This window comes from Novosphingobium jiangmenense (assembly GCF_015694345.1).
Classification (GTDB): Bacteria; Pseudomonadota; Alphaproteobacteria; order Sphingomonadales; family Sphingomonadaceae; genus Novosphingobium; species Novosphingobium jiangmenense.
Window position 1 is genome coordinate 431,418 of record NZ_JADQDC010000001.1, and the last position, 24,891, is coordinate 456,308.

Sequence of the window (24,891 nt, forward strand, 5' to 3'; positions counted from 1 at the left end):
TCCTCGAATGTCAGCTTGCGCAGAGCGCGGAAAGGCGGGCGTTCGCCTCGGCCATGATGCGGTCGACCAGCTCCTGGCAGGTCGGAATCTCGGAAATCCGGCCACCGACGACGCCGGTCGCCATCACGCCGTTCTCGATGTCGCCATCGACCACGGCCTTCTGGATCAGCATCGGCATCGTCGCGGCCATCATCGCCTGCTTCAGCGGCACGTCGCCGTGACCGGTCATGCCCTTGGCCGCCTTGATGAAGTGCAGCCACGACGCGCCAGTCTGGCGCTTCATCGCCGCGCCTGCCTCGAACGCTCGCAGCCACATGGCAAGCGAGCCCGATCTCTCGATGCGGTCCATCAGCCGCGTGCGCACCATGCGCTGCGGGATGCCGTCGAGCTTGGTCGTGACGATGATCTGGTCCGTCCCCGCCTTGAGGTAGGCCGCCTTGGCGCTGTCCGGCACCGGGCTTTCCTGCGTCAGCAGGAAGCGCGTGCCCATGGCAATGCCGACCGCGCCATAGGCCAGCGCCGCCACCAGCCCGCGCCCGTCGGCAAAGCCGCCGCTGGCGATGACCGGCACCTTCACCGTATCGAGCACTTGCGGCAGCAGGATCGTCGTCGGCACCGAGCCGGTATGCCCACCGCCCTCGCCGCCCTGGACGCTGATCATGTCGACGCCCAGTTCTTCCATCTTCTTGGCGTGCTTCACCGCGCCCACGGTCGGGATACACAGGATGCCGGCGTCCTTGAACCGCCCGATCATCTTGGCATTCGGCCCGCGCCCGAAGCTGACCGCGCGCACCTGCTCGGCATTGGCGAGGATCAGATCGACGATCTGCTCTGCCCCGGGCTGGAACGAATGGAAGTTCACCCCGAACGGCTTGTCAGTGCCCTTCCGCACGGCAAGGATTTTCTCGCGGCATTCATCCGGCGTCATCACCGCCGCACCGAGGAAGCCGAAGGCGCCGGCATTGCAGCTGCCGATGACAAGGCTCGGCTCGGCCACCCAGCCCATCGCGGTCTGGATGATCGGAGCCGTGCAGCCAAGGCGCTCGGTCAGGACGGTGTGAAGCGCGCTTGCCATCAGCCTTCGCCCGCGTCCTTCTTATTTGCGGCAGCGGCGGAAGTCCCGCTCACGCCCGCAATCGAATTGCCGGTTACGATGTCGTTCTGCGCGTGGGCGAAGTGGTGCATGTGATAGACCGCGTCCATCGCCGCACGCTTGCCGCGCAGTTCCTCGACATGGTTGACGGACTGCTTGGTCAGCCAGTTGCCAAGGCGACCCTGCTTGGCGAGCTTGTTCGCCCATGCTGCGGTCGCCTCGCGCAGTTCGGCGCGCGGGACCACCTTGTTGACCATGCCAAAGCTGTAGGCCCGTGCGGCGGGCATGCGTTCGCCCAGCAGCAGGAATTCCTTGGCCACGCGCGGCGGCAGTTCATAGGCATGGGCGAAGTATTCGACGCCGGGAATGCCCATCAGCGGATTCACCGGGTCCTGGAAGAACGCATCTTCCGAAGCGACGATCAGATCGCACACCCAGGCCAGCATCAGCCCGCCAGCTACGCAAGCGCCCTGCACCATTGCGATGGTCGGCTTGGAGATGTCGCGCCAGCGGCGGCACATACCCAGGTACTGCTCCTGCTCGCGGGTATAGAGCAGTTCGGCGCCGGGCTTGTTGGTGTGCGGCGGGAACATCAGCCGCTTGTCGAACTCGTGGTGCAGGTCGCGCCCCGGCGTGCCGATGTCGTGGCCTGCCGAGAAGTGCTTGCCCTCGCCTGCCAGCACGATGGCGCGGACGTTGTCGTCCTGCACCGCGCGGTTGAAGGCATCGTCGAGCGCGTAGGTCATCTGCCCGTTCTGGGCATTGTTGAACTGCGGCCGGTTCATCGTGATCCAGGCCACGCTGTCGATCACTTCGTAACGGACGGGCTCTTCCGTCTCGTAGACGATGTCGACTTTCTTCGGCTCGACGAGGTCGGTCATGCTGTCATCTCCCTCAGGCAGCGGCGCGAACGGCGGGCGGGTTGTCCTTGAGCACGCTGGCGCGGACGTTGTGCGGATCGAGGCTGGCGATCACCGCCAGTTCCTCGGCCGTCGGCAGACGCGTCGTTTCCACGTTCTCGGCCTTGCACAGCTCGAACCCGGTTGCCGCCTGCACTTCCTCGAAGGTCACGCCGGGATGCAGCGAGATCACGCGGATCGCGTTGTCAGGCCCGCCGAAGTCCATCACGCACAGGTTGGTGACGATGCGGCGCAGGTTCACGCCCGAGAAGTTGCCACCCGCCACGCGCTTGGCCGGATTGTACCCCACGCCCGAGATCATATCGACCTGGGGCACGAACACGCGCGGGCCGTGCGCGGGGAAGAAGAACGAGTTGGGGTGGTAGATCGTGTTCCCCGGAAAGCCGCGCACGCCCAGCATCTGGGTCTTGGGCTTGTCATAGGTCCCGCCCATGTAGGACAGGTTGATCTGGCCGAAACGGTCAAGCTGCGTCGGCGTGACCATGGCATGACGACGGCCCGACCACACCGCGCTGTCGAAGAAGCGCGAGAACGGCAGGTAGCCTGCGGGCTTGCGGTCATCGTACTTGCGCGGGCCCAGCGGCACCGGCTGCTCGACGAGATAGGCCTCGCCATCGGTCATCATCAGTTCAGGCGTATGGGTCAGCTTGGCGAGGCCAGCGGCCACGCGCGGCACCGGGCCGACGCCGGTCGCCACGATTTCGCCATTGCCCCGGAACGCTTCCGAACAGGCGACGATGCACAGGTCTACAAGAGTGATGTCGCTCATCAGAAAATCGGCAGCGAGAGAGCCGCTACCGCCTCCTTTCCGCCAATGGATTCAAGATATTCGGCTTCCGATGCGCCGACGAAGCGGTCTGCCACGGCCGACCAGTCGCCCGGATCACGGGCAGCATCGGCGTAGGCCTTGAACGCCTTCATGTCCCAGCCATAGTGCGGGGGCATCGAGCTGGGATGCGCGCCGCAGGGCATCTCGACCACGCCCGAAACGAAGCAGCGCTCGAACAGGTTGTCCTGCGCGCCTTCGGGGTAATGGTCCTCCATGCGGTCGACCAGTTCCTCGCAGCTGACGTAGGTCTTTGCCGCAGCCTTGGCGAACCACTCGTCGTAATAGACGTCCGCGCCGAACACCTGCACGTTGCCGCGCCAGTCGCTGCGGTTGACGTGGATCAGCGCGGCATCGAGCTTGAGCGCAGGCATCGCGATCAGCGTCTCGCCGTCATCGTAAGGCGACTGCACGGTCTTCAATCCGCCAAGTTCGGCCAGATCGGTACCGAGGCCGACACGGGTCGGCAGGAACGGCAGGCCGAACGCGGCGGCCTTGAGGCCCCACTGGAACATGCCTTCGTCCAGTTCCAGCACCTGCAGCGCACCGCTTTCACGGCTCTTGCGGAACCACGGTTCGAGCGGAATGGCATCGAGGCTGACGAACGCGAAGACCAGCTTCTTCACCTTCCCCGCGGCACACAGCATGCCGACATCGGCGCCGCCATAGGCGACCACGGTCAGGTCCTTGAGGTCGGAGCGCATGATCTCGCGGACCAGCGCCATCGGCTTGCGCCGCGGGCCCCAGCCGCCGATGCCGATGGTCATGCCATCGGAAAGCTGCGCGACGATCTCCGCCGCAGTCATCCGTTTATCTAGGCTCACGCCTGTTCTCCTGCCTGTTCTTCAAGCGCCTTCTGCCATGCCCAGACATGGCCCCATTCGCTGGGAATCAGGTGCGCGGTCGGTGTCCAGTTGGTCGGGTCGATCACCAGCGGATCGGCCCCGATCTCGATATCGAAGCCCGATGGCGTCTGCATGTAGAAGCCGAAGGTCTGATCGTTGACGTGGCGCCCGATCGAAGCGCTCTCGGGCACCTTGTTGAGGCGCATCCGGTCGTAGCACTTGCCGACGTCGCTCTGCGTCTTCATCTCCAGCATCAGGTGAATGCAGGCCGAAGGCGGCACCGGCATCTCGGCAATGGCGACCGAGTGATGGCGGCCGTTGTCGGCATGCATGAAGGCAAAGCCCATGCCCGGATCGTTGGGATCGTCCGAGAAGCGGAAGCGCGGGATGTCGGTATCGTGGAAACCGATGGCCTTGTAGAAGGCATGGGCCTCGTCGAAGTTGGGCGTGGCGAACACGGCATGTCCCATGCCCATGTCCCCGGTCACGAAACCGCTGACGCCTGCCGGCGAAACGAATGCCACCTGATCGCGCGTGTCGCCGTGGAAGAATTCGAGGCCGTTGCCCGAAGGATCGCTGGTGGCAAAGAACGCCGTCACGCCACGCGCCCTGGCCCCTTCCGCATCGCCGTCGACGATCTCGCGGCCGAGCCCGGCAATCGTCTCGCGCAGCGCGGCCAGCTCCGCCGCATCGCCCACTTCATAGGCCGCAGCGACCAGCTGGTCGCCCTCGCCGCGCTCCACCCAGAAGCGGAACGGGCGGTCGTCGATACGGTATGCCGCCACGCCTTCGCGCGGCGCATCGGCCCGCATCGTTCCGACCACCTGCGTCATGAAGTGGTCCCAGGCCTCAGCCTTGGCGGTTTCGATCCTGACATAGCCTAAAGCCTTGATGCCCATGGCCGGTTATCCTTTCACGAGGTCGAGGAAGTAGGGCCTCTCGCCCCCTCCATCGACGTTGATGCGTGCGCCGCTCACCCATGAGGCGAGGCTCGAGCTCAGCCACAGCACGGCGCCCGCGATGTCCATTCCAGTGCCCATGCGCTGCAACGGCAGCGACCGGGCGACAGCGGCCTGCGCCTCGACATCGCCATAGGTTTCTTCCGAAGTCTCGGTCTGCATCAGCCCGACGATGATCGCGTTGACGCGCACGCCGTCCGGGCCCCACTCCTGCGCCAGGCTCTGCGTCAGGCTGAGCAGCCCCGCCTTCGCCGCGCCGTATGCTGCAGTCATCGGCGAGGGACGGATGCCCGATACGCTGGCGATGTTGACGATGCTGCCCGCGCCCGCCTTCGCCATGTGGGCATAGGCATATTGCGACATGTACATCGCCGAATGCAGGTTCAGCTTCACGATTGCGTCAAAGAAGCGCGGGCTGGCCGTGGCGGGAGCCTGCGGCGAGCCGCCCGCGTTGTTGACGAGGATGTCGATGCGGCCATGCTGCGCCGCCACCGCCTCGACCAGCGCCTCGGCCTGTTCGGGATCGCGGATGTCGGCGGCGCGGAAGGCAATGCCTGCAGGCGGGTCGGCAGGTTCGCTGCGCCCGCACACCGTCACAGCGGCACCGGCCTTCGCCAGCGCCTCGGCAATGTGCCGGCCGAGCCCGCGCGTACCGCCGGTGACGATCGCGACCTTGCCCGACAGATCGATGTGATCAGTGCCCTGCACGGGGCCGCTCTCCCTTTGCCTTTTCGATGCCCGCCAAGCTTGCATCAACAGATTCGAAATCGCCAATATCGAAAGGCGATTGGGTTTTCAATTGACGATTTGCGTATCCAATGCAATTGGAAATTACGAATGCAGTGCAGAAATGCGAAAAATGAGTCGGGCCGGCCCATTCTCGGGCCAGCCTCTGAACGGCGGGCAAAACGATCCGCCACGGCTTGGGAGCGGAAGACCGGAATGACAGCCTATTCACAGCATCGACCCCTGCCCATCGAGCAGGTCCCGCAGTGGGATTTCGATACTGACGTCGCCATCATCGGCTTTGGCGCGACCGGCGCCTGTGCCGCGATAGAAGCGCGCGTCGCGGGCGCGCGCGTGATGCTGTTCGAACGCAGCTCGGGCAGCGGCGGCGCATCGGCGCTATCGGGTGGCGAGATCTACATCGGCGGCGGCACCGATGCGCAGAAGGCCGCAGGGTTCGAAGACACGGTCGAGGACTTCACCGCATACCTCAAGCTTGCTGGAGGTCCGTGCGCCGATGATGCCAAGTGCGAACGCTATGGCCGCGAGGCCCTTGCCCACTACCAGTGGCTCAAGGACCAAGGCGTGCCCTATCGCGGCAATTACCTGCCCGGCAAGGTGATCGAGCCGACGGACGATTCCACACTGATCTGGTCGGGCAGCGAAGCCGCCGCTCCTTTCTACAAGAGCGCCAAGCCCGCGCCGCGTGGCCACGTCATCCAGCACATGGGCTGGGGCGGCGGGCGTCCGCTGGTCGACATCCTCGAAGCCCGCGCCCGCGATCTCGGCACCGAGATCCACGTCGATGCCCGCGCCGTCGCGCTGATCACCGACGGCACCCGCGTGGCCGGTGCCGTCGTGCGCATCGACAACAAGGACCGCTTCGTCCGCGCGCACAAGGGCGTGGTGCTGGCCACCGGCGGCTTCGTGTTCAACGACGCGATGCGCCGCAAGTACTGCCCCGACAGCTTCCGCGTGAACAGCCCGATCGGCGACAAGGACGATGGCATCGGCATCGAACTCGGCGCATCGGTCGGCGGCGATCCGATCCACATGGACCAGTTCTTCACCACCTGCCCGTGGACGATCCCGGCGGACCAGGCCCATGGCGTGTTCGTCAACGTGGCTGGCCAGCGCTTCATCAACGAGGATTGCTACCACGGTCGCGTCAGCCGCTGCGCCGTCGACCAGCCCGGCGGCAAGGTCTACCTCCTGCTCGACAGCGCCCACTTCGAACAACCGCTCGATCTTGCCGGCATCACCATCGCCGGCACAGGTGAGACCTGGGAAGAGGTCGAGGCCGAACTCGAAATGCCGGCAGGCACGCTTTCGGCGACGATGGCCTTCTACAACGAACACGCCCGCAACGGCAGCGACCCGCTGTTCGACAAGCAGGCCCCGATCCTGAAACCCTTGGACCAGTCGCCCTTCGTCGCGCTCGAATGCAATTTCGAGACGAGCTACTTCAGCTTCTTCACCTTGGGCGGTCTCAAGACCACGGCCGATGCCGAAGTGCTGGACCGCGCCGGACAGCCGATCCCCGGCCTTTTCGCGGCGGGCCGCTGCACTTCGGGCCTGCCTGCCTGGGGCCACGGCTATTCCTCGGGGATGAGCCTTGCCGACTGCACCTTCTTCGGCCGCTACGCCGGTCGCAACGCGGCTTCCGCCTGAGAACTGCAAGCACCTCGCGTACCGATCGCGGGGTGCTTGCAAGCGCGGGCATTTTCGATAAGTCAGCACTTACATGTCTAGAAGGATTCCCGGAATGCTCCAGAAGGTCACGCTGAACAACACCGACCTCACCGTCAGCCGCCTGTGCTATGGCACCAACATGCTCGGCTGGATGCTCGACCAGGGCAAGTCCAACGCCATCCTCGACACCTTCGCGGGGCTTGGCGGCAACTTCATCGACACCGCCCGCTCCTATGGCGACTGGATGCCCGACGCCCCCATCGGCGCGAGCGAGCGCGCCGTCGGCGCGTGGCTCAAGGGGCAGAAGCGCGAGGACTTCGTCATCGCCACCAAGGGCGGCTTCTTCGACATGCGCGTGGGCGACTATCGCAACCGCGTGACGCCCGATGACGTCGCCACCGACCTTGCGCAGAGCCTCGACCACCTCGGCATCGACAGCATCGACCTCTACTTCCTCCACATGGACAACCCGGAAAGCCCGGTCGAACCGATCATCGACGCGCTGATCGCCCATCGCGAGGCCGGCCGCATCCGCCACTTCGCGGCGTCCAACTGGGCCGCTGACCGCATCGCCGCCGCCAACGCCTACGCCGCTTCGCTCGGCAAGCCAGGCTTCGTCGCCTCGGAGACCTTCTGGGGCCTTGCCGTCCCCGATGTCGCTGCCGCCGCGCAGCAAGGTTACCAGCACTACTACGAGGGCGAGTACGAAGGCCTCCACGCCGCCGGCCTGCCGATCGTCGCCTATGCCGCGCAATCAGGCGGTTACTTCACCAAGCTCGCCGCCGGTTCAGTCGGCGAGCAGCTTGCCGCACGCTATGCCAATCCGGTGAACGATCGTCGCTTCGCCGTGGTCCAGGCGCTGGCAGCAAAGCACGGCGTCTCGATCAACGAGATCGCGCTGGCCTACCTGCTCAGCCAGCCCAACCAGACCATCGCCATCTTCGGCGGCTCCTCGCCCGAGCAGGTGACCGACAGCGCCAAGGCCGACGCCCTGACGCTGCGCCCGGACGAACTCGCCGCCCTGCGCGACGCCTGACCCTACCGCCCAGACCCTAACGCAACGCCGCGCGCGCGCTGTCCACGGCGCGTCGCGCGCGCATTGCGGTGGCTTCGCTGCCGACTGCGTGATTGCGCGGGATCTCCACGCTCACCGGGCAACCCGCAGGCAGCGCACGAACGAAGCCTGCAACGTCGAAATCCCCCTCGCCGCACAGCAAGCGCTCGCAGGATGCTTCCAGCTCGGCGTTCTCTGGTGCCTGCGCGGGGCCATCGGCAATCTGCCCGTAGAGCACACAGCCCTCCGGCACCGCCGCCAGTTCGGCAATCGACCCGCCCGAGCGCATCAGGTGCAGCAGGTCGACATTGATCCCGACCTGCCCCGGCCGCGCCACTTGGCCGACCAGCTCCAGCGCCGCCGCCAATGACGGCACCTGGCTCGGCGGATAGAACTCCACGCCGACCCTCAACCCGAAGCCCTCGGCCATGTCGCAGAAGCGCCCGAAGGTATCGAGCCGCCGCGCCGGATCGCGATCATAGAGCAGTGCATTGATCAGCCCTGCGCCAAGTTCGCCTGCGCACTCCATCGCCGTGGCAAAGGCAGACACGTCAGTCCGGCCCGTGAGCGTGAACGGATAGGCAAGGTCGAGCGACACGCCGAGATCGTCCATCACGCGCCGGGTTTCGGCCCGCGCTCCCCGGTCGCCGTAGATGTCGAACTTCGGCATCAGCGGCAGGACGTCCATCGGCTCCATGAACAGGCACATGCCATCGCACCCCGCGTCCCGCGCGGCTTGTGCCAGCTGGACCGGCGTGGTGTCGATGGCGGTGATATGGTCGAGTGCGAAACGCTGCATACCGGTGTGCCTATCCCCTCATGACTAGCCACGCCACCGTTTTGCGATACGCAAATGGTGGATCGTGACGCATATCGGCCCTCAACCTTCGGAACAGAGCATAATACGTCATACGCGAATTATCATTAGTGCTTACTTACAAATGTTGCGAGACGCGCTCCTCGCTGTTAGGCTGGTGCTGAAAACAGCTTTGAGAGGACAGCCCACCCATGGCCACGACCGCACCCGATACTGCAAGCACCGCCATCACCGATGGCGGGTTGTCGATGGGCCACCTCGCACTGCACTACGGCAAGCCCGAAGACGGCCCGCTCGCCTCGCGCCTGCTGCAGATCGCAGGCCTTAAGGAAACGCAGGTCCTGCCCCTGCCCCATGGCAATTTCTATCGCTTTGTCGTTTCGGGCAATCACTTCGCGCGGGGCGATGGCATCGTCTACCTCTCCTGCCTGCCTGAACCGCAACAGCAACTGATCGCCGCGATCCATCAGGCGTTGCGCGTTGGCAGCGATGATGAGCATGAGGCGGTCACGGCCTACCGCGCCATGATGGCGCAGGATTTCGAAGCCAGTTTCCACTTCGGCTTCCTTGTCGAATCGCTTGAAGAACTGGAAAGTATGGTCCTGACATTATCGGATCTTGCCGAGAACGACCCCGCCTTCAAGGGCCGCCTCAACATCGGGATGAACCGCGCTCGCCGTGGTGATGACGCGATAGACGCCCGGCTCGATTCATCGCCCGTTTTTGGCAAGGCCACCCGCTATGCCTATGGCGCGGGCGGCGTGCAGATTTTTGTCGAAACCGATCTGCTGCGCGCAGGCCAGCTTGGTGAAACCATGGTGCTCGAATTCGACTACGTCTTCCCCGACAAGCAGAGCCACATCCTCTCGGTGGTCGAGCTCTGATCCTGCTAGGCGGGAGGTCAGGCGGCGGCACGTTTCGCCGCCACCTCCCACTGCAGGCGCAGCGCGGTAAAGCCCATCACCGATCCGCCGAACACCGATCCCGCCGGTTGCTCGTCGGCCAGCTTGAACTCTGGAATCCGCCGCAGCCATTGTTGCAGCGAAACCATCACCTCGCGCTTGGCCAGCACCGAACCGATGCAGCGATGCGGGCCGACGCCGAAGGTCAGGTGCACGTTCACCTCACGGTCGAGATCGATCACCTGCGGCGCCTTGAACACGCGCGGATCGCGGTTGGCGACGGTGTTGGGCAGGACAACGCGGTCATTGCGCCTGAACTGCACGCCGCGATATTCGCAATCGTGCGTCACCCGGCGGAACAGGTTCGACACCGCGTTGATCCGCATCAGCTCCTCGATCCCGCGCAGGAAGCCGTCGGGATCGTCGAGCCGGTCGCGGAAGTGCTTTTGCGCAGCCGGGGTCGTGGCGAGGTAGCGCCAGATATAGGCCATCGTGTTGGTCACGGTGTCGAGGCCCGCCACGAACAGCAGGAACCCGCAGTTGAGGATGTCCTCCCACGGATGCTGCGCGCCATTCTCATCGCGCGCCATCACGATTTGCGTGGCGATGTCGTTGCCGGGATTGCGCTTCTTCTCGCGGAACAGCTGGTCGAGCACGGCATAGATCTCGCCGATGTTCTGCGCCCGCGCTGCGGGGTCGGTGCTGCGGAAGAATGTGTTGGCCAGCGCGAGGAATGCGTCCAGCCGCTCCTCGGGCAGCCCGAAGAGATAGAGGAAGGTTCCGGTCGGGTAACGCTCGGCGAAGTCGGTGATGAAGTCGCAGGCACCCCGCTCGGCAAAGCCGTCGATCAGCACCGCCGCGCGCCGCTCCAGCTCGCCCATCATGCCGCGCACAGCCGTCGGCGTGAACATCGGCGCGAGCAGGCGGCGGAACACGTTGTGCGCCGGCGGGTCGACGCCCTGCGGCTGGACCACCGGGAACGGTTCGATCGGCGGCACCGGCGTCTGGTAGGTCGAAAACACCGAATGGTCGCGATAGGCCTCGACAATGTCCTCGTAGCGCAGGAACACCCAGTGCCCGCCATTGTGCGGGGTATAGAAGATGTCGGGCACGCCCCGGCGCACCAGATCGTGCCAGATCTCGGCAGGGTCGGAAACGCCCTCGGGGATGTGGAACATGTCGAAGTCGACCATGCGCTCGGGCGGCACGTGATCGGGCGGCGATGGCTGGAACAGCAAGGTCATGCCGCACCCTCCGCCGGGCCGGACTTCGCCACGCGCAGCGCGCCTTCGGGGCAGTTGCGCACGGCAAGTCGCACCTTGTCCTCCAATGCCGCAGGCACTTCCTCCTGCACGATCACGACCTTGCCCTCCACGGCATCGGTCGCGAACACTTCGGGGCACAGATCCTCGCACCGGGCATGGCCCTGGCACAGCGCATGGTTGGCAATGACTCGCATCGCGGTCTCCTCTCCCCTTCTGGCTAGACCGCCGATGCGGGAGACCCCAAGCGCCTCGACCAAGCCATGCGTGCCAAAACAAACATTATGCGCCATCATCGCCTCACACCGATGCTGCGCATGTTGCGGCCATGCTGCGTGACCGGCAGGTTGCAGCACAACAGACAAGCAGGTGATCGGGAGAGCATGGACCGCCTCGAATTCGACTATGTGATCGTCGGCGGCGGGGTGGCCGGGTGCATCCTCGCCAATCGTCTTTCCGCCGATCCGAAGTGCCGGGTCCTGCTGCTCGAAGCGGGCGGCAAGGACACGAGTCCGCTGATCGCCGCGCCGGGCGGGTTGCTGCCGATCATGATGTCCGGCGCCCATGCCTGGCGCTACATGTCCGCGCCGCAAGCGCATCTCGATGGCCGCATGCTCTACCTGCCCCGCGGCAAGGTGCTGGGCGGCGGCTCCTCGATCAACGGCATGACCTACGATCGCGGCTTTCATTCGGACTATGACCGCTGGGCGCAGGCCGGCAATCGCGGCTGGTCCTTCGCCGATGTCCTGCCCTATTTCCGCAAGCTCGAAAGCTTCGGCCCGGTGCAGGACGAATGGCACGGGATCGACGGCCCGATTCAGGTCACCCGCGCCGGGCAAGACCACCCCTTCGCCCGTGCTTTCCTTCAGGCCGGAACGCAGGCCGGCTACCCGCTGACCGACGACCTCAACGGCGCGACGCGCGACGGCTTCGGCGCGGTCGACCTCACCGTCGGCAAGGGCCGCCGCTCCAGCGCCTCCTCGGCCTACCTGCGCCCGGTGCGCAGGCGCACGAACCTCACCGTGCTGACCAATGCCCAGACCCGCCGCGTCACGTTCGACGGCACCCGCGCCACAGGTGTCGTGTACCGCCGCGATGGCAAAGACACGCTCGCCACCGCCGCGCGCGAAGTGATCCTCTCGGCAGGCGCGATCAACACGCCGCAATTGCTGATGCTGTCCGGCGTCGGCCCCGCCGCGCACCTTGCCGAACATGGCATCGCGCTCGTCCGTGACCTTCCCGGCGTCGGCCAGGGCCTGCAGGACCACCTTGCGGCGCACGTAAAGTTCCGCTCGACCAAGCCTTGGTCGATGCTGCGCTTCCTCAACCCGTTGCGCGGCGCACTGGCCATGGCGCAGTACCTCGCCTTCCGCACCGGGCCGCTGGCTGACCCCGGCATGTCGGTCGCCTGCATGGTCCGCTCCGACCCGGCGCTGGACGAGCCCGACATCAAGATGCTGCTGGTCTCCGCGCTGTTCGGCCACAACGGCCGCCAGATGGTGCCGATGCATGGCTTCTATGCCCACATCAATGTCGCGCGGCCGGAATCGCGCGGCAGCGTCACCCTTGCCAGTGCCGATCCCGATGCGCCCCCGGTGATCGACCAGAACTACAACGCCACCGAGAACGACCGCCGCGTCATGCGCGAAGGCGTGCGCATCGCCCGCCGCCTGTTCAACCAGCGCGCCTTCGATGAAATGCGCGGCGAGGAATTGGCCCCCGGCGCACAGGTGGAGAGCGACGAGCAGATCGACGCTTACATCCGCGCCCATGCCGAGGCCGATTACCACTCGACCAGCACCGCGCGCATGGGTTTCGATCCGATGGCGGTGGTGGACGATCGTCTGCGCGTCCACGGCCTCAAATCGCTGCGCGTGGTCGATGCCTCGATCATGCCGCACCTGCCCGGCGGCAACACCGCCATCCCCGTCGCGATGATTGCCGAAAAGGCCGCCGACGTGATCCTGCAAGAGGCATTGCCGAGATGAAAACCAGAGCAATGGTCTGCCACGCCCCCGGCGCTCCACTGGTCGAGGAACTGCTCGATCTCGCCCCGCCCGGTCCCGGCGACGTGCTGATCGAGATCATGGCGAGCGGGCTGTGCCACACCGACCTCAGCCAGATCGAAGGCAAGGCAGCGCCCTATCCCTTCCCGGTCGTCGTCGGCCATGAAGGCGCCGGGATCGTCCGTGAGGTCGGCGCCGAGGTCACCTCGGTCAAGGTCGGCGACCACGTGATCCCGGTCGGCATCGGCGAGTGCGGCACTTGCGGGAATTGCCGGTCAGGCAAGACCAACCTGTGCGAGGCCTTCCTCGGCGACATCGCGCTTCAGCCCAGCCCGTTCTCGCTCAACGGCCAGCCGGTCTCGGCCTACTCCGGCGTCGGCAGCCTCGCCCAGTTCATCGTCACGGCAGAGCGCAACGTGGCGGTGATCCGCGATGACGTGCCCTTCCACCTCGCCTGCACTGCCGGCTGCTGCGTGGCGACCGGCGTCGGCGCGGTGATGAACACCGCCCATGTCGAGAGCGGCGCGACCGTTGCCGTGTTCGGCCTCGGCGGCATCGGCCTCAACGTCGTGCAGGGCGCGCGTCTTGCCGGAGCTTCGCGGATCATCGGCGTCGACATCAACCCGCTGCGGCATGAACAGGGCCAGCGCTTCGGCCTGACCGACTTCATCGACGCGCGCGAGGGTGATTCCGTCGCCGCGATCCAGGCGCTGACCGGCGGCGGCGTCGACTACGCCTTCGAGTGCGCGGGCAACGTCAAGCTGATGGGGCAAGCCTTTGAATCCACGCGCATCGGCTGGGGCTGCACCGTCGTCCTCGGCGTGCCCCCCGATGGCCAGACGATGGACCTGATCCCCTTCCAGCTGCAACTCGGGCGGCGGGTGCAAGGCTCGTTCATGGGCAACGTCAAGGGCCGCAGCGAGCTGCCCGGCCTGCTCGATCACTTCGCCGCCGGTCGCCTCAATCTCGCCGATCTCGTCACCCATCGCTTGCCGATGAGCGAGGTCAACCAAGGCTTCGACCTGATGCGGCGCGGGGAGTCTCTGCGAACGGTGGTTTCGTTCTGATTTGTGTTTGCATTATCAGGTGCATGGTGACAAAACACGGCCAATTGCGAACCAAACAGCGTCAATAATTACGCATGGCGCAAATTGGTCCTAGTGAGAGGCAAGTCTGTCATGGCAACCACCGCCACCCGCTCCGCCCCGGTCTTCGACCGCGAAAGCCTGCTCGCCGCCGCGCGGACACGCACCGGCCTGTCGGACTTCGGCGATACCTGGTTCTTCGAACCGATGGACCAGTACATCGCCGCCGCCAATGCCGAGGGCAAGCTGACCGAGGCGGGCTTTGCCGGGCAGACCGAATCGATCCTCAGGGGCCTCGCCAGCCGGTTGCGCATGGTCGAGGACATCAAGCGCCACCCCGAGATCATGGACGAGGAGGTCGAGGTCGCCGCGATCATCCTCGGCCTGCCGCGCACCGGCAGCACGATCTTCCACCGCCTGCTCGCCAGCGCCCCGGGCATGACCGCGATCCGCTGGTACGAGGCCCAGAACTACGCCCCGCTTCCCGGCGACGAACCCGGCAATCCCAAAGCTCGCCGCGCCTATGCCGAGGCGATGATCGAGGGCTGGCTCAACCTCTCGCCCGAACTCGCCTCGATCCACCCGCTCGATCCAGATGCGCCGGACGAGGAGATCATCATCCTCGGCCAGCTGTTCATCACCACCATGGTCGAGGCGATGACCTTCATCCCTTCGTTCGCCAAGTGGCTCAACGGTTACGATCAGGCCAAGGGCTACGAGGATCTCAAGACGATCCTCAAGTACCTGCAGTGGCAGGACCCGACGCGGCGCGGCAAGAAGTGGATCCTGAAAAGCCCGCAGAACCTGCCCTATACCGATGTCATCGCCAATGCCTTCCCCAAGGCGGTGCTGGTGATGACCCACCGCGATCCGCTGGAAGTCGTACCAAGCTACGTCAGCATGGAAGCCGCGCTCTACAAGCTGAACTCGGTGCATTCGGACGAGGAAGTGGGCGCATTCTGGTTCCCGCGCCTGGCCGAATGGATGCACCGCTTCGAGGAGGCCCGCGCCCGCATCGGCGAGGACCGCTTCATCGACATCGACTATCGCGAGGTGGCCAGGGAGCCGCTCAAGCAGGCGCAGCGCGTGCTTGCCCACATTGGCGTTCCGCTCGATGACAAGATCGAGGCCGCACTGACCGAGTTCATGGCGGGCAACAAGCGCGAACAGCGCCCGATGCACGATTACTCGCTCGAACGCTTCGGCCTGAACGAGGCCGAAGTGCGCGAGGCCTTCGCCTCCTATCGCGCCCGCTATATCGCCAGGGACTGATCGCGATGGCCGGCCCCATGCCGCTGAGCGATGGCGCGGCGGGCAGTTCGCGCTGGCTCGACGATGCGCGCATCCGCGATTGGGTGGCGTTCCACACCCTGCGCCGGAACACCGGCCCGCAAAGCCTGATCGAGGGGCTGCCCGAGATGGTCGGCGCGGTGGACGAGCTGCGCGATCGCGACCGGGTGGAAGCGATGATCAAGGACGAGCGCCGCCGCAACAAGGCGCTCGACCGCTGGTTCGATGAGCGTTTCGTTTCGACCTATACGCTGGAGGACCTTGGGCAGAACCCCGAAGGCTCGATCGGTCGCCTGCTGCACGATCACATGGTGTCGCTTGGCCTTACGCTCGAACTGCTGCCGCAGCGGCAGGCCGATCCTTCGTGGGCGCCGGAAAGCGACCTTGATTACTACACCCTGCGCAGCGGCCAGACCCACGATTTCGATCACCTGATCGGCGAATGCGGCTTCGATGCCATCGGCGAGGTTTTCCCGGCGGGCCTGCGCACCGGCAACCTCTTCGCCCACCTCTCGCCTGACCTTGCGGGCGAACTGCTGACGACGACGATGTTCGTGACCTTCCCTTGGGCGATGCGGACGATGCTGCACTATCCGCAGATCTGGCCGGTAGTGTGGGACAACTTCTCCCACGGCCACGACGTGGGGACGAAATCCGCCAATCTGTTCATCGTGCGCTGGGAGGAACTGCTCCACCTGACGCCGGCGCAAGTGCGCAGCGAGCTTGGCGTCAAGGGCTTCACCGGCCCGCGCGACAACCGCGCCGCCAGCCTGATCTTCGGCGAAGGCCGGGAAATCTTCTGAGGGGCAGCACCGTGGAAACAGGCTTGCCGAACTCTGTTCACGGAATGTTTCCCCGGGGAAACATTTTTTGAACGACTATTCCCCCACCGTCATCGCCCTTGTGGAGACGCCGCTCGGGCGTGCCGAGATCGTCGAGTGGCACTGGCCATCGATGCTCGACTTCACCCGTCGCGAGAGCGAGATGATGGTGGAAATGTCGCTCCCGCCGACATCGGCGGACGCCTCGGCCTGTTTCCCCGAGATCGACGCCGACCGCCGCTGCTTCATGGGCACCCTGTTCACGCGCTGGCCCGGCGTGCTGGTCGCCGGACGCTCCGAAGGCGGCCACATCCGCGTGGTGCGTTGCGTCTTCGGAGCGGAGCGGACCGCGCACCTGATGGCGCAGGTCGCCAGCCCCGACCTCGCCTTCCTGCAAGGCCTGCTCGCCCTGACCGGCGAGACTCTGCGCAGCCTGATGGGGCTGGTCAGGCGCGAGCTGGAGAACCTGACCGACTGCAACCCCGCTGCCATCGCCGCGCTGATGGAACTTGTCTTCATCGAGCTGGAGCGGGTCATGCGCGAGGAGGCGGCGCCTTCGGTCTCGGGCCGCCTCGCACCATGGCAGTTCCGCCGCATCCGCGAGCGGCTCGACCGGACAGGTCCCCCGCCGGGTGTCGCCGAACTGGCCGCGCTGTGCGGGATCAGCATGCGCCATCTCCAGCGCCAGTTCCTTGCCCTGACCGGGATGACCGTGGCGGACTATGTGGAGACGACGCGGATCGAGCAGGCCAAGGCGCTGCTGCAGGACGGATCCCGCCCGATCAAGGCGGTGGCGCAGGCCTGCGGATTTTCGCACCCCAACAGCTTCACCCGCGCCTTCCGCCGCAGCACCGGGCAGACGCCGCTGGCCTGGCGGCAATCGTCAGGCCAGCGGGTCCCCAACTAGGCGACCTGCATCACCTCGCCCTTGCCGCGCAGCGTTATGTGCGAGCCATTGACGCGGTTCTGGAATTCGGCGGCGCGTTCGCGAGGGTGGAAGAACTGGCGATACCAGATGCGGCCCTTGTGGAATGGGCCGTCGTCGGGGATCTGCAGCACGCTGAGCGCCGGTTCCTTGTGCTGCCAAAGTTCGAAGTCCTGCGCGAAGGCGGCAAGGCCGGATTCGTGATAGGCGCGGGCTATCGCGGCTTCCTCGCGCGTCGGCTGGTGATTGTCGGCCGTCTTGGCCATGACCGCGAACCACACCCGCACTTCGCCGTCTTTCACCGGCGTGTTGCAGATCATCATCAGCGAGGGGTGCTTGCCCTCCATCCGGCACAGCAGGATGCCGGGGCCGGTGTACCAGGTGTCGGTCTCGAGCAGCGTGTCGCTGTCGACCAGCGTGCGATGGCCCGAGCCGAAGCGCTGGCGCATGATCGGACCGTCATAGACGTTCTCGAAATAGACCGTGCCGGTGCTGCCGTGGACCGGCGCGAAGTGGGCAATGTCCGACATGTTGTCGAGGATTTCCTGCGGGTGGATCGGCAGGGTGCCGAGGTGATCGGGCGTCCAGCGCACCCAGCCCTCGCCCGTGCGGTCCCATTCGGACAACGCGGGCAGATCGAAGTCCGGCGCGCCGCCTTCCATGTCGTGCCACATGAAGATGCAGCCGGCGCGCTCCTCCACGGTGTATGACTTGAGGCAGGCGGACTTGGGGATGCCGTGCGTCGAATAGGGGATATCGTCGCACTGCCCCTTGGAATTGTAGCGCCAGCCATGCGCCGGACAGCGGATCGAATCCCCTTCCACCTGCATGCCATCACGCACGATGTAGGAGGTGGTGTTCTTCGCGATATGGACGCGCATGTGCGGGCAATAGGCGTCAAGCAGGATCGGCCTGCCACTGCCCTTGCCGCGATAGAGCACCATCTCCTTGCCGAAGAAGTGCACCGCCTGCGGAGTGGGGGTGACGTCCGCCGCGACGGCGATCATGAACCAGCCGCGGGGGTATGCGTTCGGGCCGAGCCCGTAGTCTGCCGTGGTTGCCATGGGATCGGTCCTTCTCAGATGAAGCTGTCGGCGTTGGGGGCGCCAAGCAGGACGTTGCCGAAATTGCGGCCGACCTTGGCCGGATTGTTCGCCACATGGGTGCGTCCGGCGTGGATGTCGCAGAAGATCCGGGCGATGGGCCGGCCCCGGAAAATTCCTTCCGCGCCCGATGCGTGGAAGATGCGGCTGATCAGTTCGGCACAGCGGCCCGAGACTTGCGCCGACTGGTAACGGTAGGTCAGCCGCGTCTCGACATCGGCGGCCTGTCCGGCGCGGGCGCAGGCGTTGAGGTGGTCGAAGTTGCGGTTCAGCGTTGCCTTCATCTCGTCGATGGCGGCGGCGGTCTCGGCGATCAGTTCCTGCGTCGCCGGGTCCTGCGCCGCGCTCGAGGCATCGTTGTGCGAAACGCGCTTGGCGCCTGCCTCGCGATAGACATCGAGTGCGCCCTGCAGCGCACCGATCGACGAGGAGGAAACGGCGCGGACGAAGACCTGGCCGAACGGCAGCTTGAACAGCGGCGCATCGTTGACCTTGAGGCCGGGGCTGGTCACCGCGAAGCCGTCTTTCGAGCGGTGGACGCGGTAGGCGGGGACATAGACGTCCTCCACGGTAACGTCATGGCTGCCGGTCGCGCCGAGGCCGATGGTGTCCCACACCGGCAGGACGGTGAAGTCCTTGCGCGGGATCAGGAAGGTGACGAAATCGGGCTTGCCGGTTTCGGGATCGAGCAGCTGGCCGCCGAGGAAGGCCCATTCGCAATGGTCGACGCCGCTGGAAAAGCCCCAGTGCCCGGTGACGCGATAGCCGCCCTCGACCGGGGTCGCCTTGCCCTTGGGCATGTAGGACGAGGAGATCAGCGTGGTCGGGTCCGAACCCCAGACGTCTTCCTGTGCGCGGGCGTCGAACAGCGCGAGCTGCCAGTTGTGGACGGCGACGACGCCCAGCACCCAGGCCGAGGACATGCAGCCTTCGGCCACCTTCATCTGCACCGCGTAGAAGGTTTGCGGGTCCATCTCGTAACCGCCGTAGCGGCGCGGCTGGAGGATCTTGAAGAAACCGGCGTCCTGAAAATCGCGGATGGTCTCGTCGGGCAGGCGGCAGAGGCGGTCGGCCTCGTCGGCGCGGGCGCGCAGGGCCGGGATCATCGCCTCCGCGCGGGCGACAAGCTCGGCTTCGGTCGGCTGGGCCAACACAGGTTGGGCAAGGGTCATGGTCCGTCTCCTCGTTCTGTTTCTCAGGCCGCTGCTGCCAGCTGCGCCTGCTCGTCCGCGCCGAAGCCGACGCTGAAATCGTGGCCCCACAGGCTCACCTGGGTGAATTCGAACTCGCTGTGGCGGTCCCAATCGAGCTGCAGCCCGCCGAACCCGTATTCGAGCGCGAAGCCGCCGGGAGTCGCCACGTAGAAGCTGGTCATGCGGTCATTGGTGTGCTTGCCCAGCGTCGCCATCAGGCGCGCCCCGGAGGCGAGCATGCGGTCATGGGCGCGGCCCACTTCGTCGAGGTCGGGCACTTCGACCATCATGTGCACGCAGCCTGTCGGCACCTCTCCTTCGAACAGGGCGAGGCTGTGATGGCGGGCGTTGGCGCAGTGCATGAAGTCTATGCGCATGGCCGGGCCATCGGGCCCCATCGGGCGGTGGACCATGAAGTCCGACACGCCGAAGCCGAGCACGTCGATCATGAAGTCGCGCACCGCGTCGATCTGCGGCGCGGGCAGGACGACGTGGCCATAGCCGAGCTCGCCGGTGACGAAACCGCGCACGGCCTGCGGGGAGACGAAGCGGGTGAAGTCGGAGATCGGGCCGTAGCACAGCTCGTGGCGGTTTCCGGCGGGATCGCGGAACCAGACCATCTCGGCAACATGGCGCAGCGCGCGCTCGGCGGGTGTGGAGGCTGTGAAGGCGATGCCCCTGGCGGCAAGCTCGGCCAGCGCGGCATCGAACTGGCGGCGGGTGCGCAGTTCCCAGCCGCTGGCAGCGTAGCGGTCAGCCGCCGCCGCTTCGACAAAGACGCGACCCGCGCGCTCATCCATGCGCAGGGCAAGGCCGCCGGGGACGTAGTGTGCGGAGAAACCGGCGAAATCTTCGCCGAATCTGGCCCATGCACCGAGGTCCGTCGCGCTCACCACGCTGTAGGCAAGGCCTGCGATTTCCATGGGTCCCCTCTCCTCTGCACCGGGCTTTCGATGGGTGCAGAGTGACTGCTGGTGACGCGGATGAAATTGACGGATGTCAATAATGCGTAATCGATGGATTCATTTTCTACGCATTTTTGGTCATCAAGAAGGAGCCTGGTTCAGATGCGCGTGAAGTCTGCGCAGTCGCTCACGCACAGGGGGCTTGCCACTTGCCGAACGGTCGAGTACCGTTTGCGAAAGACCATGGGAGAACGAGGATGACCACCAAGGCCGATCTGCTGATTCGCGGCGGACTGATCGTCGATGGCACCGGCGCGGAGCCGAATGTCGGCGACGTGGCGCTGCTGGGTGACCGGATCGTGCAGGTGGGCGGCAGCTTCACCGGCACGGCGGCGGAGACCATCGACGCCAGCGGGCTGGTGGTAACTCCCGGTTTCGTGGACATCCACACCCATTATGACGGGCAGGCGATCTGGTCCGATACGCTCTCGCCCAGCTCCTCGCATGGCGTGACCACGGTGGTGCTCGGCAATTGCGGCGTTGGGTTCGCGCCGTGCCGCAAGCAGGACCATGAGGCGCTGATCCGGCTGATGGAAGGCGTGGAAGACATTCCCGGCGTGGTCATGGCCGAGGGCCTGCCGTGGGACTGGGAGACCTTCCCGCAGTATCTCGACGCGCTCGCGGCACGGCAGCGCGACATCGACGTTGCCTGCCTGCTGCCGCACAGCCCCTTGCGGGTGTGGGTCATGGGCGAACGCGCCATCGCGCGCGAGGAAGCGACCGACGCGGACCTTGCCGCGATGCGCGACATTGCCCGCGAGGCGCTGGAAGCAGGGGCCATCGGCTTTGCCACCTCGCGGCTCAACATCCACCGCACCAAGGCGGGCGAGCTGATCCCGACTTTCGGCGCCGACACGCACGAACTGGTGGTGATCACCGAGGCGTTGAAGGACGCCGGGACCGGGGTGTTCCAGGCGGTGCTCGACGCGCCGTTCCAGAGCTGGGACGAGGAAATGGCGCGGCTGGTCGAGGTGACCCGCGCTTCGGGCCGCCCGTCCACCTTCACCGTCGGGCTGGTCAACAGCGGGCCGCGCAACTGGGAAGAGGCGCTTGCCAGGGTGGATGAAGCGCGCGCCGAGGGCATGGAAATCTGGCCGCAGATCCTGCCGCGCCCGATCGGGCTGATCTCGGGCTGGGCGCTTTCGACCCATCCGTTCTGCCTGTGCCCATCATACCAGCCGATTGCGGGCCTGCCGCTGGAGGAACAGCTGCCGCATCTGGCGGACCCCGCGTTCCGCGCCAGGCTCCTGTCCGAAATGCCGCAACCCGGCCACCCGCTCGCCATGCTGACGCGGATCTGGGACTGGATGTTCCCGTTCGGCGATCCGCCGCAGTACGAACCCTCGTCCGACCAGAGCATTGCCGCGCTGGCGCGCGCGCAGGGCCGCACTTGCGAGGAGGTCGCCTATGACGTGCTGATGGAGCGCGGCGGCAACGGCATGATCCTCAACACGCTCGGCAATTTCCATGAGGGCAAGCTCGATGCGCTGCTCGAACTGGTGCGCCGCCCGGATACGGTGATCGGCCTTGGCGATGGCGGCGCGCATTATGCGGCGATCTGCGATGCCAGCTATCCGACCTTCATGCTGACCTACTGGGTGCGCGACCGCGCGGGCGAGCGCATGTCTCTCGCCGAGACGGTGGAGATGCTGGCCGCCCGTCCGGCGAAGGTCATGGGGCTGGAAGATCGCGGCGTGCTGCGCGCCGGGATGAAGGCCGACGTCAACGTGATCGACATGGCCGCGCTCGAACTCCATGCGCCGGTGGTGCGCCACGACCTGCCCGGCGGCGGGCGCAGGCTTGACCAGACGGCGAAGGGCTATGTCGCCACGGTGGTCAGCGGCAAGGTGATCCGGCGTGACGACCAGCCGACCGGCACGCTGCCGGGCAAGGTGGTGCGCGGTGCGCGCAAGGTTCACGCCGTGCCGGAAAAGGTGGCGGCGACCACCTAGGGCACTTTCCCGGCGGGCTCGGCCATTCCGGGCAGCGCGGCAATGAAGGTCTGCAGCAAGGTCTTCTGCAGCGCCATCGCGCGCTCGTCGGTGGCGGGCTTGCCGGTGAGGCTTTCGAGCAGGGGCGAGGCCCAGAAGAACCCGAACAGCATGTTGAAGATGGCGACGATCTGCACCGCCAGCAGATCGCCCGCCGGGTCCTCGCCCGCCTTCTCGCTGAGCCTGCGGCCATAGCCGACGACGCGATTGAGCCAGTCGAGCGCAACCAGATCGGGCTGGCTGTCGGACGAGACGACCGCGCGCACCAGCAGGCGGGCGATGGTGGGATGCTGGGCGAGGAGATCGGTCATGCGGTTGGCCAGTTGATCGAAACCGTCGTCGGAGCCGGTGAGGAGCTGGTCCATCAGGTCGGTCACCGGGCGCAGCGCGCGTTCGTAGACCTGACGGTAGAGATCCTCCTTGCTGGCGAAGTGCTTGTAGAGGCCCGGCTGCTGGATGCCGGCCTCGGCCGCAATGTCGCGCAACGAGGTGGCTTCGTATCCGTTGCGCGCAAACAGCGCTTCCGCCGCATCGAGTATGCGGTTCGCCGTCCTGCGGCCCTTGTTGATGGCCGCGCCTGAACCCTTCGGTAGCTGGTTGGATGCCCCTTCCATGATCGGGCCATAGACGGATTTGCGGAAAACCGCTTGCAGAAAAAGTTATCGACCTATAACTTTTCTCATTGAGAGCCGATCGGACCGAGTCACGGTGACGTAGCGGCCAGAGGAGACAGCGATGCTCGACGAATCCCGCAGGCAGTACCTTTCCGACATTCTCAAGCCGGTCTCCCCGCCGCGCGAGATCAGCAATCCCTTCACCGAGGCGCAGAAGCGGGTGATGCTCGACGTGGTGCACGACAAGGGTCCGTGGAAGCTGATCCTGGCGCAGCACTTTCCATCGGCGGAATCGCTGCTGGCGACCTTTGCCGGCGGTTTTCCGGAAGGCTTCAAGCCGACGCTCGACATGTTCATGACGCCGACGTTCCGTGGCTACTTCGGCAACTATTCGACCGCGCTCTACCCCGAGCTGCACGAGGTGTTCTACAATCAGGCGTTCCTCGACCACGCCAAGTCATACTGGGGCGCGCAGTACGCCAAGCCGCAGATGATGCTGTTCAACGTCAACGGTCCTTGCGCCAACACCGATCCGGGGCACCTCGATTCCCCCAGCTTCCGCGGCATCCGCCACGAGAATTCGCCGACGTGGCTCTGTTCGATCATGGGACGTTCGGGGCTGTTCCAGGACTACCTGATCAAGATGGCGCAGGTGATCACCTGGTTCAGCCATGATCCGGAAAGCGGCTTCACCTACTGGCCCGAAGGCCCGCTGAAGAAGCCGGCCCGCGTCCAGTCACCAATCTACAACCGCGCGGTGGTGGTGCAGAACGAAATGCTGGTGCATCGCGGCGAAGCCAACGGCGCCCATGACCGTCGCCGCCCGGCAGGCCTTGCCTTCGACAGCGTGTTCACCGGTGATCCCGACGATCGCGACGGCTGGCTGGTCAAGACCGGCGACGAGGTGATCGAACGCTACCACACCGACGACCTGCGCTTCCTCGTCCACTGGTCGGCAGAAGTGTTCATGGACTTCGACGAACTGAAGAAGAACATGGACGGCACCGACAACCTGACCCACGAACAGGCGATCGACACGCTGATCAAGGACGTGCGTTCGCGCGGGATTCACATCGAGACGCCGAGCGATCCTCTGAACGATCCTGCGTTCATCAGCACGCTGAACGCTGCCTACAACTTCGGTGGTCCGGCAGAGTATCCGGCGGAGGCGCCGGTCGACGCGCCCTTCGGCATGGCGGCCTGAACCGACGGGGTTCGGTCAAGCAACCCGCTGCATCGTTTAGCCGCCCGCCCACCCCCAACCCCTCCCGCCTGCGGGAGGGGAGCAAAACCAGCCCTCCCGCAGGCGGGAGGGCCGCGAGACTTGCCGAGCCGCAGGCGAGGTTAGTCGCAGCGGGGTGGGCTTCGGACCAGCGGTGCTGGAAAACGTCATCGGCCACAAAGAAAAGGGGCGGCAACCGCAGTGGTTGCCGCCCCTTTTGTCAGTCCGCGCAACGTGCGGGCGCCGATCACTTCAGACTGGCGAACTCGGCGTCGATCTTGGCGAGGCGTTCGTCGGTCACGTCGTCCGGCGCATAGGCCTGCACCGCCTTGAGCGTCATCGAGCGGGCCATTTCGATCTGCTCGTTGCTGGTCATGCCGGGGATGTACTTGTCGATGATGGCCTTGGCGGCGGGATCATCGAGCAGGGTGCCGATGTCGGTATCGGCGGTGGTGTATTTGGCCTTGGCGGCAGGGGCGGTTGCCACGGGCTTGGCCGGTTCTGCGGCGATTGCCGAGGCGGGGAGCGCGGTGGCGGCCAGCGCGATGACAAGGGCAGTGCGGATCATGGGCGTCCTCTC

Annotated in this window: 24 protein-coding genes; 10 read left to right on the plus strand and 14 right to left on the minus strand. The window is 65.7% G+C overall.

What is annotated here, in order from left to right:
• Positions 1-10: 10 nt before the first annotated feature.
• The 6 genes from I2488_RS01925 to I2488_RS01950 are packed head-to-tail and all read right to left on the minus strand — an operon-like array spanning position 11 to position 5,351.
• Complete coding sequence (locus I2488_RS01925; RefSeq protein WP_196274113.1) at positions 11-1,075, minus strand: NAD(P)H-dependent flavin oxidoreductase; 1,065 nt, start codon at positions 1,073-1,075, stop codon at positions 11-13.
• Complete coding sequence (locus tag I2488_RS01930) at positions 1,075-1,974, minus strand: enoyl-CoA hydratase (protein WP_196274114.1); 900 nt, start codon at positions 1,972-1,974, stop codon at positions 1,075-1,077. The genes I2488_RS01925 and I2488_RS01930 overlap by 1 nt, the downstream gene beginning before the upstream one ends.
• 13 nt (positions 1,975-1,987) lie before the next feature.
• Positions 1,988-2,782: a CoA-transferase subunit beta gene (locus I2488_RS01935; protein ID WP_196274115.1), complete on the minus strand. Its 795-nt coding sequence runs from the start codon at positions 2,780-2,782 to the stop codon at positions 1,988-1,990.
• The gene (locus I2488_RS01940; RefSeq protein ID WP_343070959.1) at positions 2,782-3,663 is read right to left on the minus strand and encodes a CoA transferase subunit A; all 882 of its coding nucleotides are present in this window, start codon (positions 3,661-3,663) and stop codon (positions 2,782-2,784) included. The genes I2488_RS01935 and I2488_RS01940 overlap by 1 nt, the downstream gene beginning before the upstream one ends.
• Positions 3,660-4,583 (minus strand): VOC family protein, encoded by a 924-nt coding sequence (locus I2488_RS01945; RefSeq protein ID WP_196274116.1) that lies wholly within the window; start codon positions 4,581-4,583, stop codon positions 3,660-3,662. The genes I2488_RS01940 and I2488_RS01945 overlap by 4 nt, the downstream gene beginning before the upstream one ends.
• Positions 4,584-4,589: 6 nt before the next feature.
• On the minus strand, positions 4,590-5,351 hold the full coding sequence (locus I2488_RS01950; RefSeq protein WP_343070960.1) for an SDR family oxidoreductase: 762 nt from the start codon (positions 5,349-5,351) through the stop codon (positions 4,590-4,592).
• A gap of 234 nt (positions 5,352-5,585) precedes the next feature.
• Between I2488_RS01950 and I2488_RS01955 the strand changes: the two genes are divergently transcribed.
• Together I2488_RS01955 and I2488_RS01960 are read left to right on the plus strand one after the other, a co-directional pair.
• The gene (locus I2488_RS01955) at positions 5,586-7,040 is read left to right on the plus strand and encodes an FAD-dependent oxidoreductase (RefSeq protein WP_196274118.1); all 1,455 of its coding nucleotides are present in this window, start codon (positions 5,586-5,588) and stop codon (positions 7,038-7,040) included.
• Positions 7,041-7,113: 73 nt separating this feature from the next.
• A complete protein-coding gene (locus I2488_RS01960) occupies positions 7,114-8,097 on the plus strand; it encodes an aldo/keto reductase (RefSeq protein ID WP_246465414.1) in 984 nt (327 codons plus the stop codon).
• A 16-nt stretch (positions 8,098-8,113) separates the two neighbouring features.
• Here I2488_RS01960 and I2488_RS01965 read toward each other — a convergent pair whose 3' ends face one another.
• On the minus strand, positions 8,114-8,914 hold the full coding sequence (locus I2488_RS01965; protein WP_196274119.1) for a sugar phosphate isomerase/epimerase family protein: 801 nt from the start codon (positions 8,912-8,914) through the stop codon (positions 8,114-8,116).
• Between the two features lie 209 nt (positions 8,915-9,123).
• Here I2488_RS01965 and I2488_RS01970 point away from each other — a divergent pair, with 209 nt between their 5' ends.
• Positions 9,124-9,816: a hypothetical protein gene (locus tag I2488_RS01970; protein ID WP_196274120.1), complete on the plus strand. Its 693-nt coding sequence runs from the start codon at positions 9,124-9,126 to the stop codon at positions 9,814-9,816.
• Positions 9,817-9,833: 17 nt separating this feature from the next.
• Here I2488_RS01970 and I2488_RS01975 read toward each other — a convergent pair whose 3' ends face one another.
• Positions 9,834-11,078, minus strand: a complete 1,245-nt coding sequence (locus I2488_RS01975) for a cytochrome P450 (RefSeq protein WP_196274121.1) — start codon at positions 11,076-11,078, stop codon at positions 9,834-9,836.
• Entirely contained in the window at positions 11,075-11,293 is a 219-nt protein-coding gene (locus tag I2488_RS01980; protein ID WP_196274122.1) for a ferredoxin, read from the minus strand. The genes I2488_RS01975 and I2488_RS01980 overlap by 4 nt, the downstream gene beginning before the upstream one ends.
• Before the next feature lie 186 nt (positions 11,294-11,479).
• Between I2488_RS01980 and I2488_RS01985 the strand changes: the two genes are divergently transcribed.
• The 5 genes from I2488_RS01985 (at position 11,480) to I2488_RS02005 (ending at position 17,205) form a co-directional block, all read left to right on the plus strand.
• Positions 11,480-13,084 (plus strand): GMC family oxidoreductase, encoded by a 1,605-nt coding sequence (locus tag I2488_RS01985; protein ID WP_196274123.1) that lies wholly within the window; start codon positions 11,480-11,482, stop codon positions 13,082-13,084.
• Positions 13,081-14,169 (plus strand): zinc-binding dehydrogenase, encoded by a 1,089-nt coding sequence (locus I2488_RS01990; protein WP_196274124.1) that lies wholly within the window; start codon positions 13,081-13,083, stop codon positions 14,167-14,169. Before I2488_RS01985 ends, I2488_RS01990 begins: the two co-directional genes overlap by 4 nt.
• Before the next feature lie 111 nt (positions 14,170-14,280).
• Positions 14,281-15,459, plus strand: coding sequence for a sulfotransferase family protein (locus I2488_RS01995; protein WP_196274125.1), 1,179 nt, complete (start codon positions 14,281-14,283; stop codon positions 15,457-15,459).
• A 5-nt stretch (positions 15,460-15,464) separates the two neighbouring features.
• Positions 15,465-16,280 carry a Coq4 family protein gene (locus I2488_RS02000; RefSeq protein ID WP_196274126.1) on the plus strand — a complete coding sequence of 272 codons (816 nt, stop codon included), beginning with the start codon at positions 15,465-15,467 and terminating at the stop codon, positions 16,278-16,280.
• Between the two features lie 67 nt (positions 16,281-16,347).
• On the plus strand, positions 16,348-17,205 hold the full coding sequence (locus I2488_RS02005) for a helix-turn-helix transcriptional regulator (RefSeq protein WP_196274127.1): 858 nt from the start codon (positions 16,348-16,350) through the stop codon (positions 17,203-17,205).
• Here the strand turns inward: I2488_RS02005 and I2488_RS02010 are convergent.
• Genes I2488_RS02010 through I2488_RS02020 form a run of 3 tightly spaced genes read right to left on the minus strand, consistent with a single transcriptional unit; the run spans position 17,202 to position 20,442 of the window.
• A complete protein-coding gene (locus tag I2488_RS02010) occupies positions 17,202-18,287 on the minus strand; it encodes a Rieske 2Fe-2S domain-containing protein (RefSeq protein WP_196274128.1) in 1,086 nt (361 codons plus the stop codon). The two genes, I2488_RS02005 and I2488_RS02010, sit on opposite strands and share 4 nt — an antisense overlap.
• A gap of 14 nt (positions 18,288-18,301) precedes the next feature.
• On the minus strand, positions 18,302-19,498 hold the full coding sequence (locus I2488_RS02015) for a flavin-dependent monooxygenase (RefSeq protein WP_196274129.1): 1,197 nt from the start codon (positions 19,496-19,498) through the stop codon (positions 18,302-18,304).
• A gap of 23 nt (positions 19,499-19,521) precedes the next feature.
• The gene (locus I2488_RS02020; protein WP_196274130.1) at positions 19,522-20,442 is read right to left on the minus strand and encodes a VOC family protein; all 921 of its coding nucleotides are present in this window, start codon (positions 20,440-20,442) and stop codon (positions 19,522-19,524) included.
• Positions 20,443-20,681: 239 nt separating this feature from the next.
• On the opposite strand from I2488_RS02020, the gene I2488_RS02025 reads away from it, so the two are divergent.
• Positions 20,682-22,436, plus strand: coding sequence for an N-acyl-D-amino-acid deacylase family protein (locus I2488_RS02025; RefSeq protein WP_196274131.1), 1,755 nt, complete (start codon positions 20,682-20,684; stop codon positions 22,434-22,436).
• Here I2488_RS02025 and I2488_RS02030 read toward each other — a convergent pair.
• Entirely contained in the window at positions 22,433-23,089 is a 657-nt protein-coding gene (locus I2488_RS02030) for a TetR/AcrR family transcriptional regulator (RefSeq protein WP_196274132.1), read from the minus strand. The genes I2488_RS02025 and I2488_RS02030 overlap by 4 nt on opposite strands.
• A gap of 121 nt (positions 23,090-23,210) precedes the next feature.
• Here I2488_RS02030 and I2488_RS02035 point away from each other — a divergent pair, with 121 nt between their 5' ends.
• Positions 23,211-24,293, plus strand: coding sequence for a hypothetical protein (locus tag I2488_RS02035; RefSeq protein ID WP_196274133.1), 1,083 nt, complete (start codon positions 23,211-23,213; stop codon positions 24,291-24,293).
• A gap of 265 nt (positions 24,294-24,558) precedes the next feature.
• On the opposite strand, the gene I2488_RS02040 is transcribed toward I2488_RS02035, so the two are convergent.
• The gene (locus tag I2488_RS02040) at positions 24,559-24,879 is read right to left on the minus strand and encodes a hypothetical protein (RefSeq protein ID WP_214652146.1); all 321 of its coding nucleotides are present in this window, start codon (positions 24,877-24,879) and stop codon (positions 24,559-24,561) included.
• Positions 24,880-24,891 lie beyond the last annotated feature (12 nt).

Bases quoted from the DNA above. Each gene is read 5' to 3' on its own strand.
- I2488_RS01995 (WP_196274125.1), top strand. From the start codon at position 14,281: ATGGCAACCACCGCCACCCGCTCCGCCCCGGTCTTCGACCGCGAAAGC.
- I2488_RS01925 (WP_196274113.1), bottom strand. From the start codon at position 1,075: ATGGCAAGCGCGCTTCACACCGTCCTGACCGAGCGCCTTGGCTGCACG.
- I2488_RS02000 (WP_196274126.1), top strand. From the start codon at position 15,465: ATGGCCGGCCCCATGCCGCTGAGCGATGGCGCGGCGGGCAGTTCGCGC.
- I2488_RS01930 (WP_196274114.1), bottom strand. From the start codon at position 1,974: ATGACCGACCTCGTCGAGCCGAAGAAAGTCGACATCGTCTACGAGACG.
- I2488_RS01980 (WP_196274122.1), bottom strand. From the start codon at position 11,293: ATGCGAGTCATTGCCAACCATGCGCTGTGCCAGGGCCATGCCCGGTGC.
- I2488_RS02030 (WP_196274132.1), bottom strand. From the start codon at position 23,089: ATGGAAGGGGCATCCAACCAGCTACCGAAGGGTTCAGGCGCGGCCATC.
- I2488_RS02015 (WP_196274129.1), bottom strand. From the start codon at position 19,498: ATGACCCTTGCCCAACCTGTGTTGGCCCAGCCGACCGAAGCCGAGCTT.
- I2488_RS02020 (WP_196274130.1), bottom strand. From the start codon at position 20,442: ATGGAAATCGCAGGCCTTGCCTACAGCGTGGTGAGCGCGACGGACCTC.
- I2488_RS02040 (WP_214652146.1), bottom strand. From the start codon at position 24,879: ATGATCCGCACTGCCCTTGTCATCGCGCTGGCCGCCACCGCGCTCCCC.
- I2488_RS01985 (WP_196274123.1), top strand. From the start codon at position 11,480: ATGGACCGCCTCGAATTCGACTATGTGATCGTCGGCGGCGGGGTGGCC.
- I2488_RS01970 (WP_196274120.1), top strand. From the start codon at position 9,124: ATGGCCACGACCGCACCCGATACTGCAAGCACCGCCATCACCGATGGC.
- I2488_RS01975 (WP_196274121.1), bottom strand. From the start codon at position 11,078: ATGACCTTGCTGTTCCAGCCATCGCCGCCCGATCACGTGCCGCCCGAG.
- I2488_RS02025 (WP_196274131.1), top strand. From the start codon at position 20,682: ATGACCACCAAGGCCGATCTGCTGATTCGCGGCGGACTGATCGTCGAT.
- I2488_RS01955 (WP_196274118.1), top strand. From the start codon at position 5,586: ATGACAGCCTATTCACAGCATCGACCCCTGCCCATCGAGCAGGTCCCG.
- I2488_RS01935 (WP_196274115.1), bottom strand. From the start codon at position 2,782: ATGAGCGACATCACTCTTGTAGACCTGTGCATCGTCGCCTGTTCGGAA.
- I2488_RS02035 (WP_196274133.1), top strand. From the start codon at position 23,211: ATGCTCGACGAATCCCGCAGGCAGTACCTTTCCGACATTCTCAAGCCG.
- I2488_RS02010 (WP_196274128.1), bottom strand. From the start codon at position 18,287: ATGGCAACCACGGCAGACTACGGGCTCGGCCCGAACGCATACCCCCGC.
- I2488_RS01945 (WP_196274116.1), bottom strand. From the start codon at position 4,583: ATGGGCATCAAGGCTTTAGGCTATGTCAGGATCGAAACCGCCAAGGCT.
- I2488_RS01960 (WP_246465414.1), top strand. From the start codon at position 7,114: ATGTCTAGAAGGATTCCCGGAATGCTCCAGAAGGTCACGCTGAACAAC.
- I2488_RS01965 (WP_196274119.1), bottom strand. From the start codon at position 8,914: ATGCAGCGTTTCGCACTCGACCATATCACCGCCATCGACACCACGCCG.
- I2488_RS01990 (WP_196274124.1), top strand. From the start codon at position 13,081: ATGAAAACCAGAGCAATGGTCTGCCACGCCCCCGGCGCTCCACTGGTC.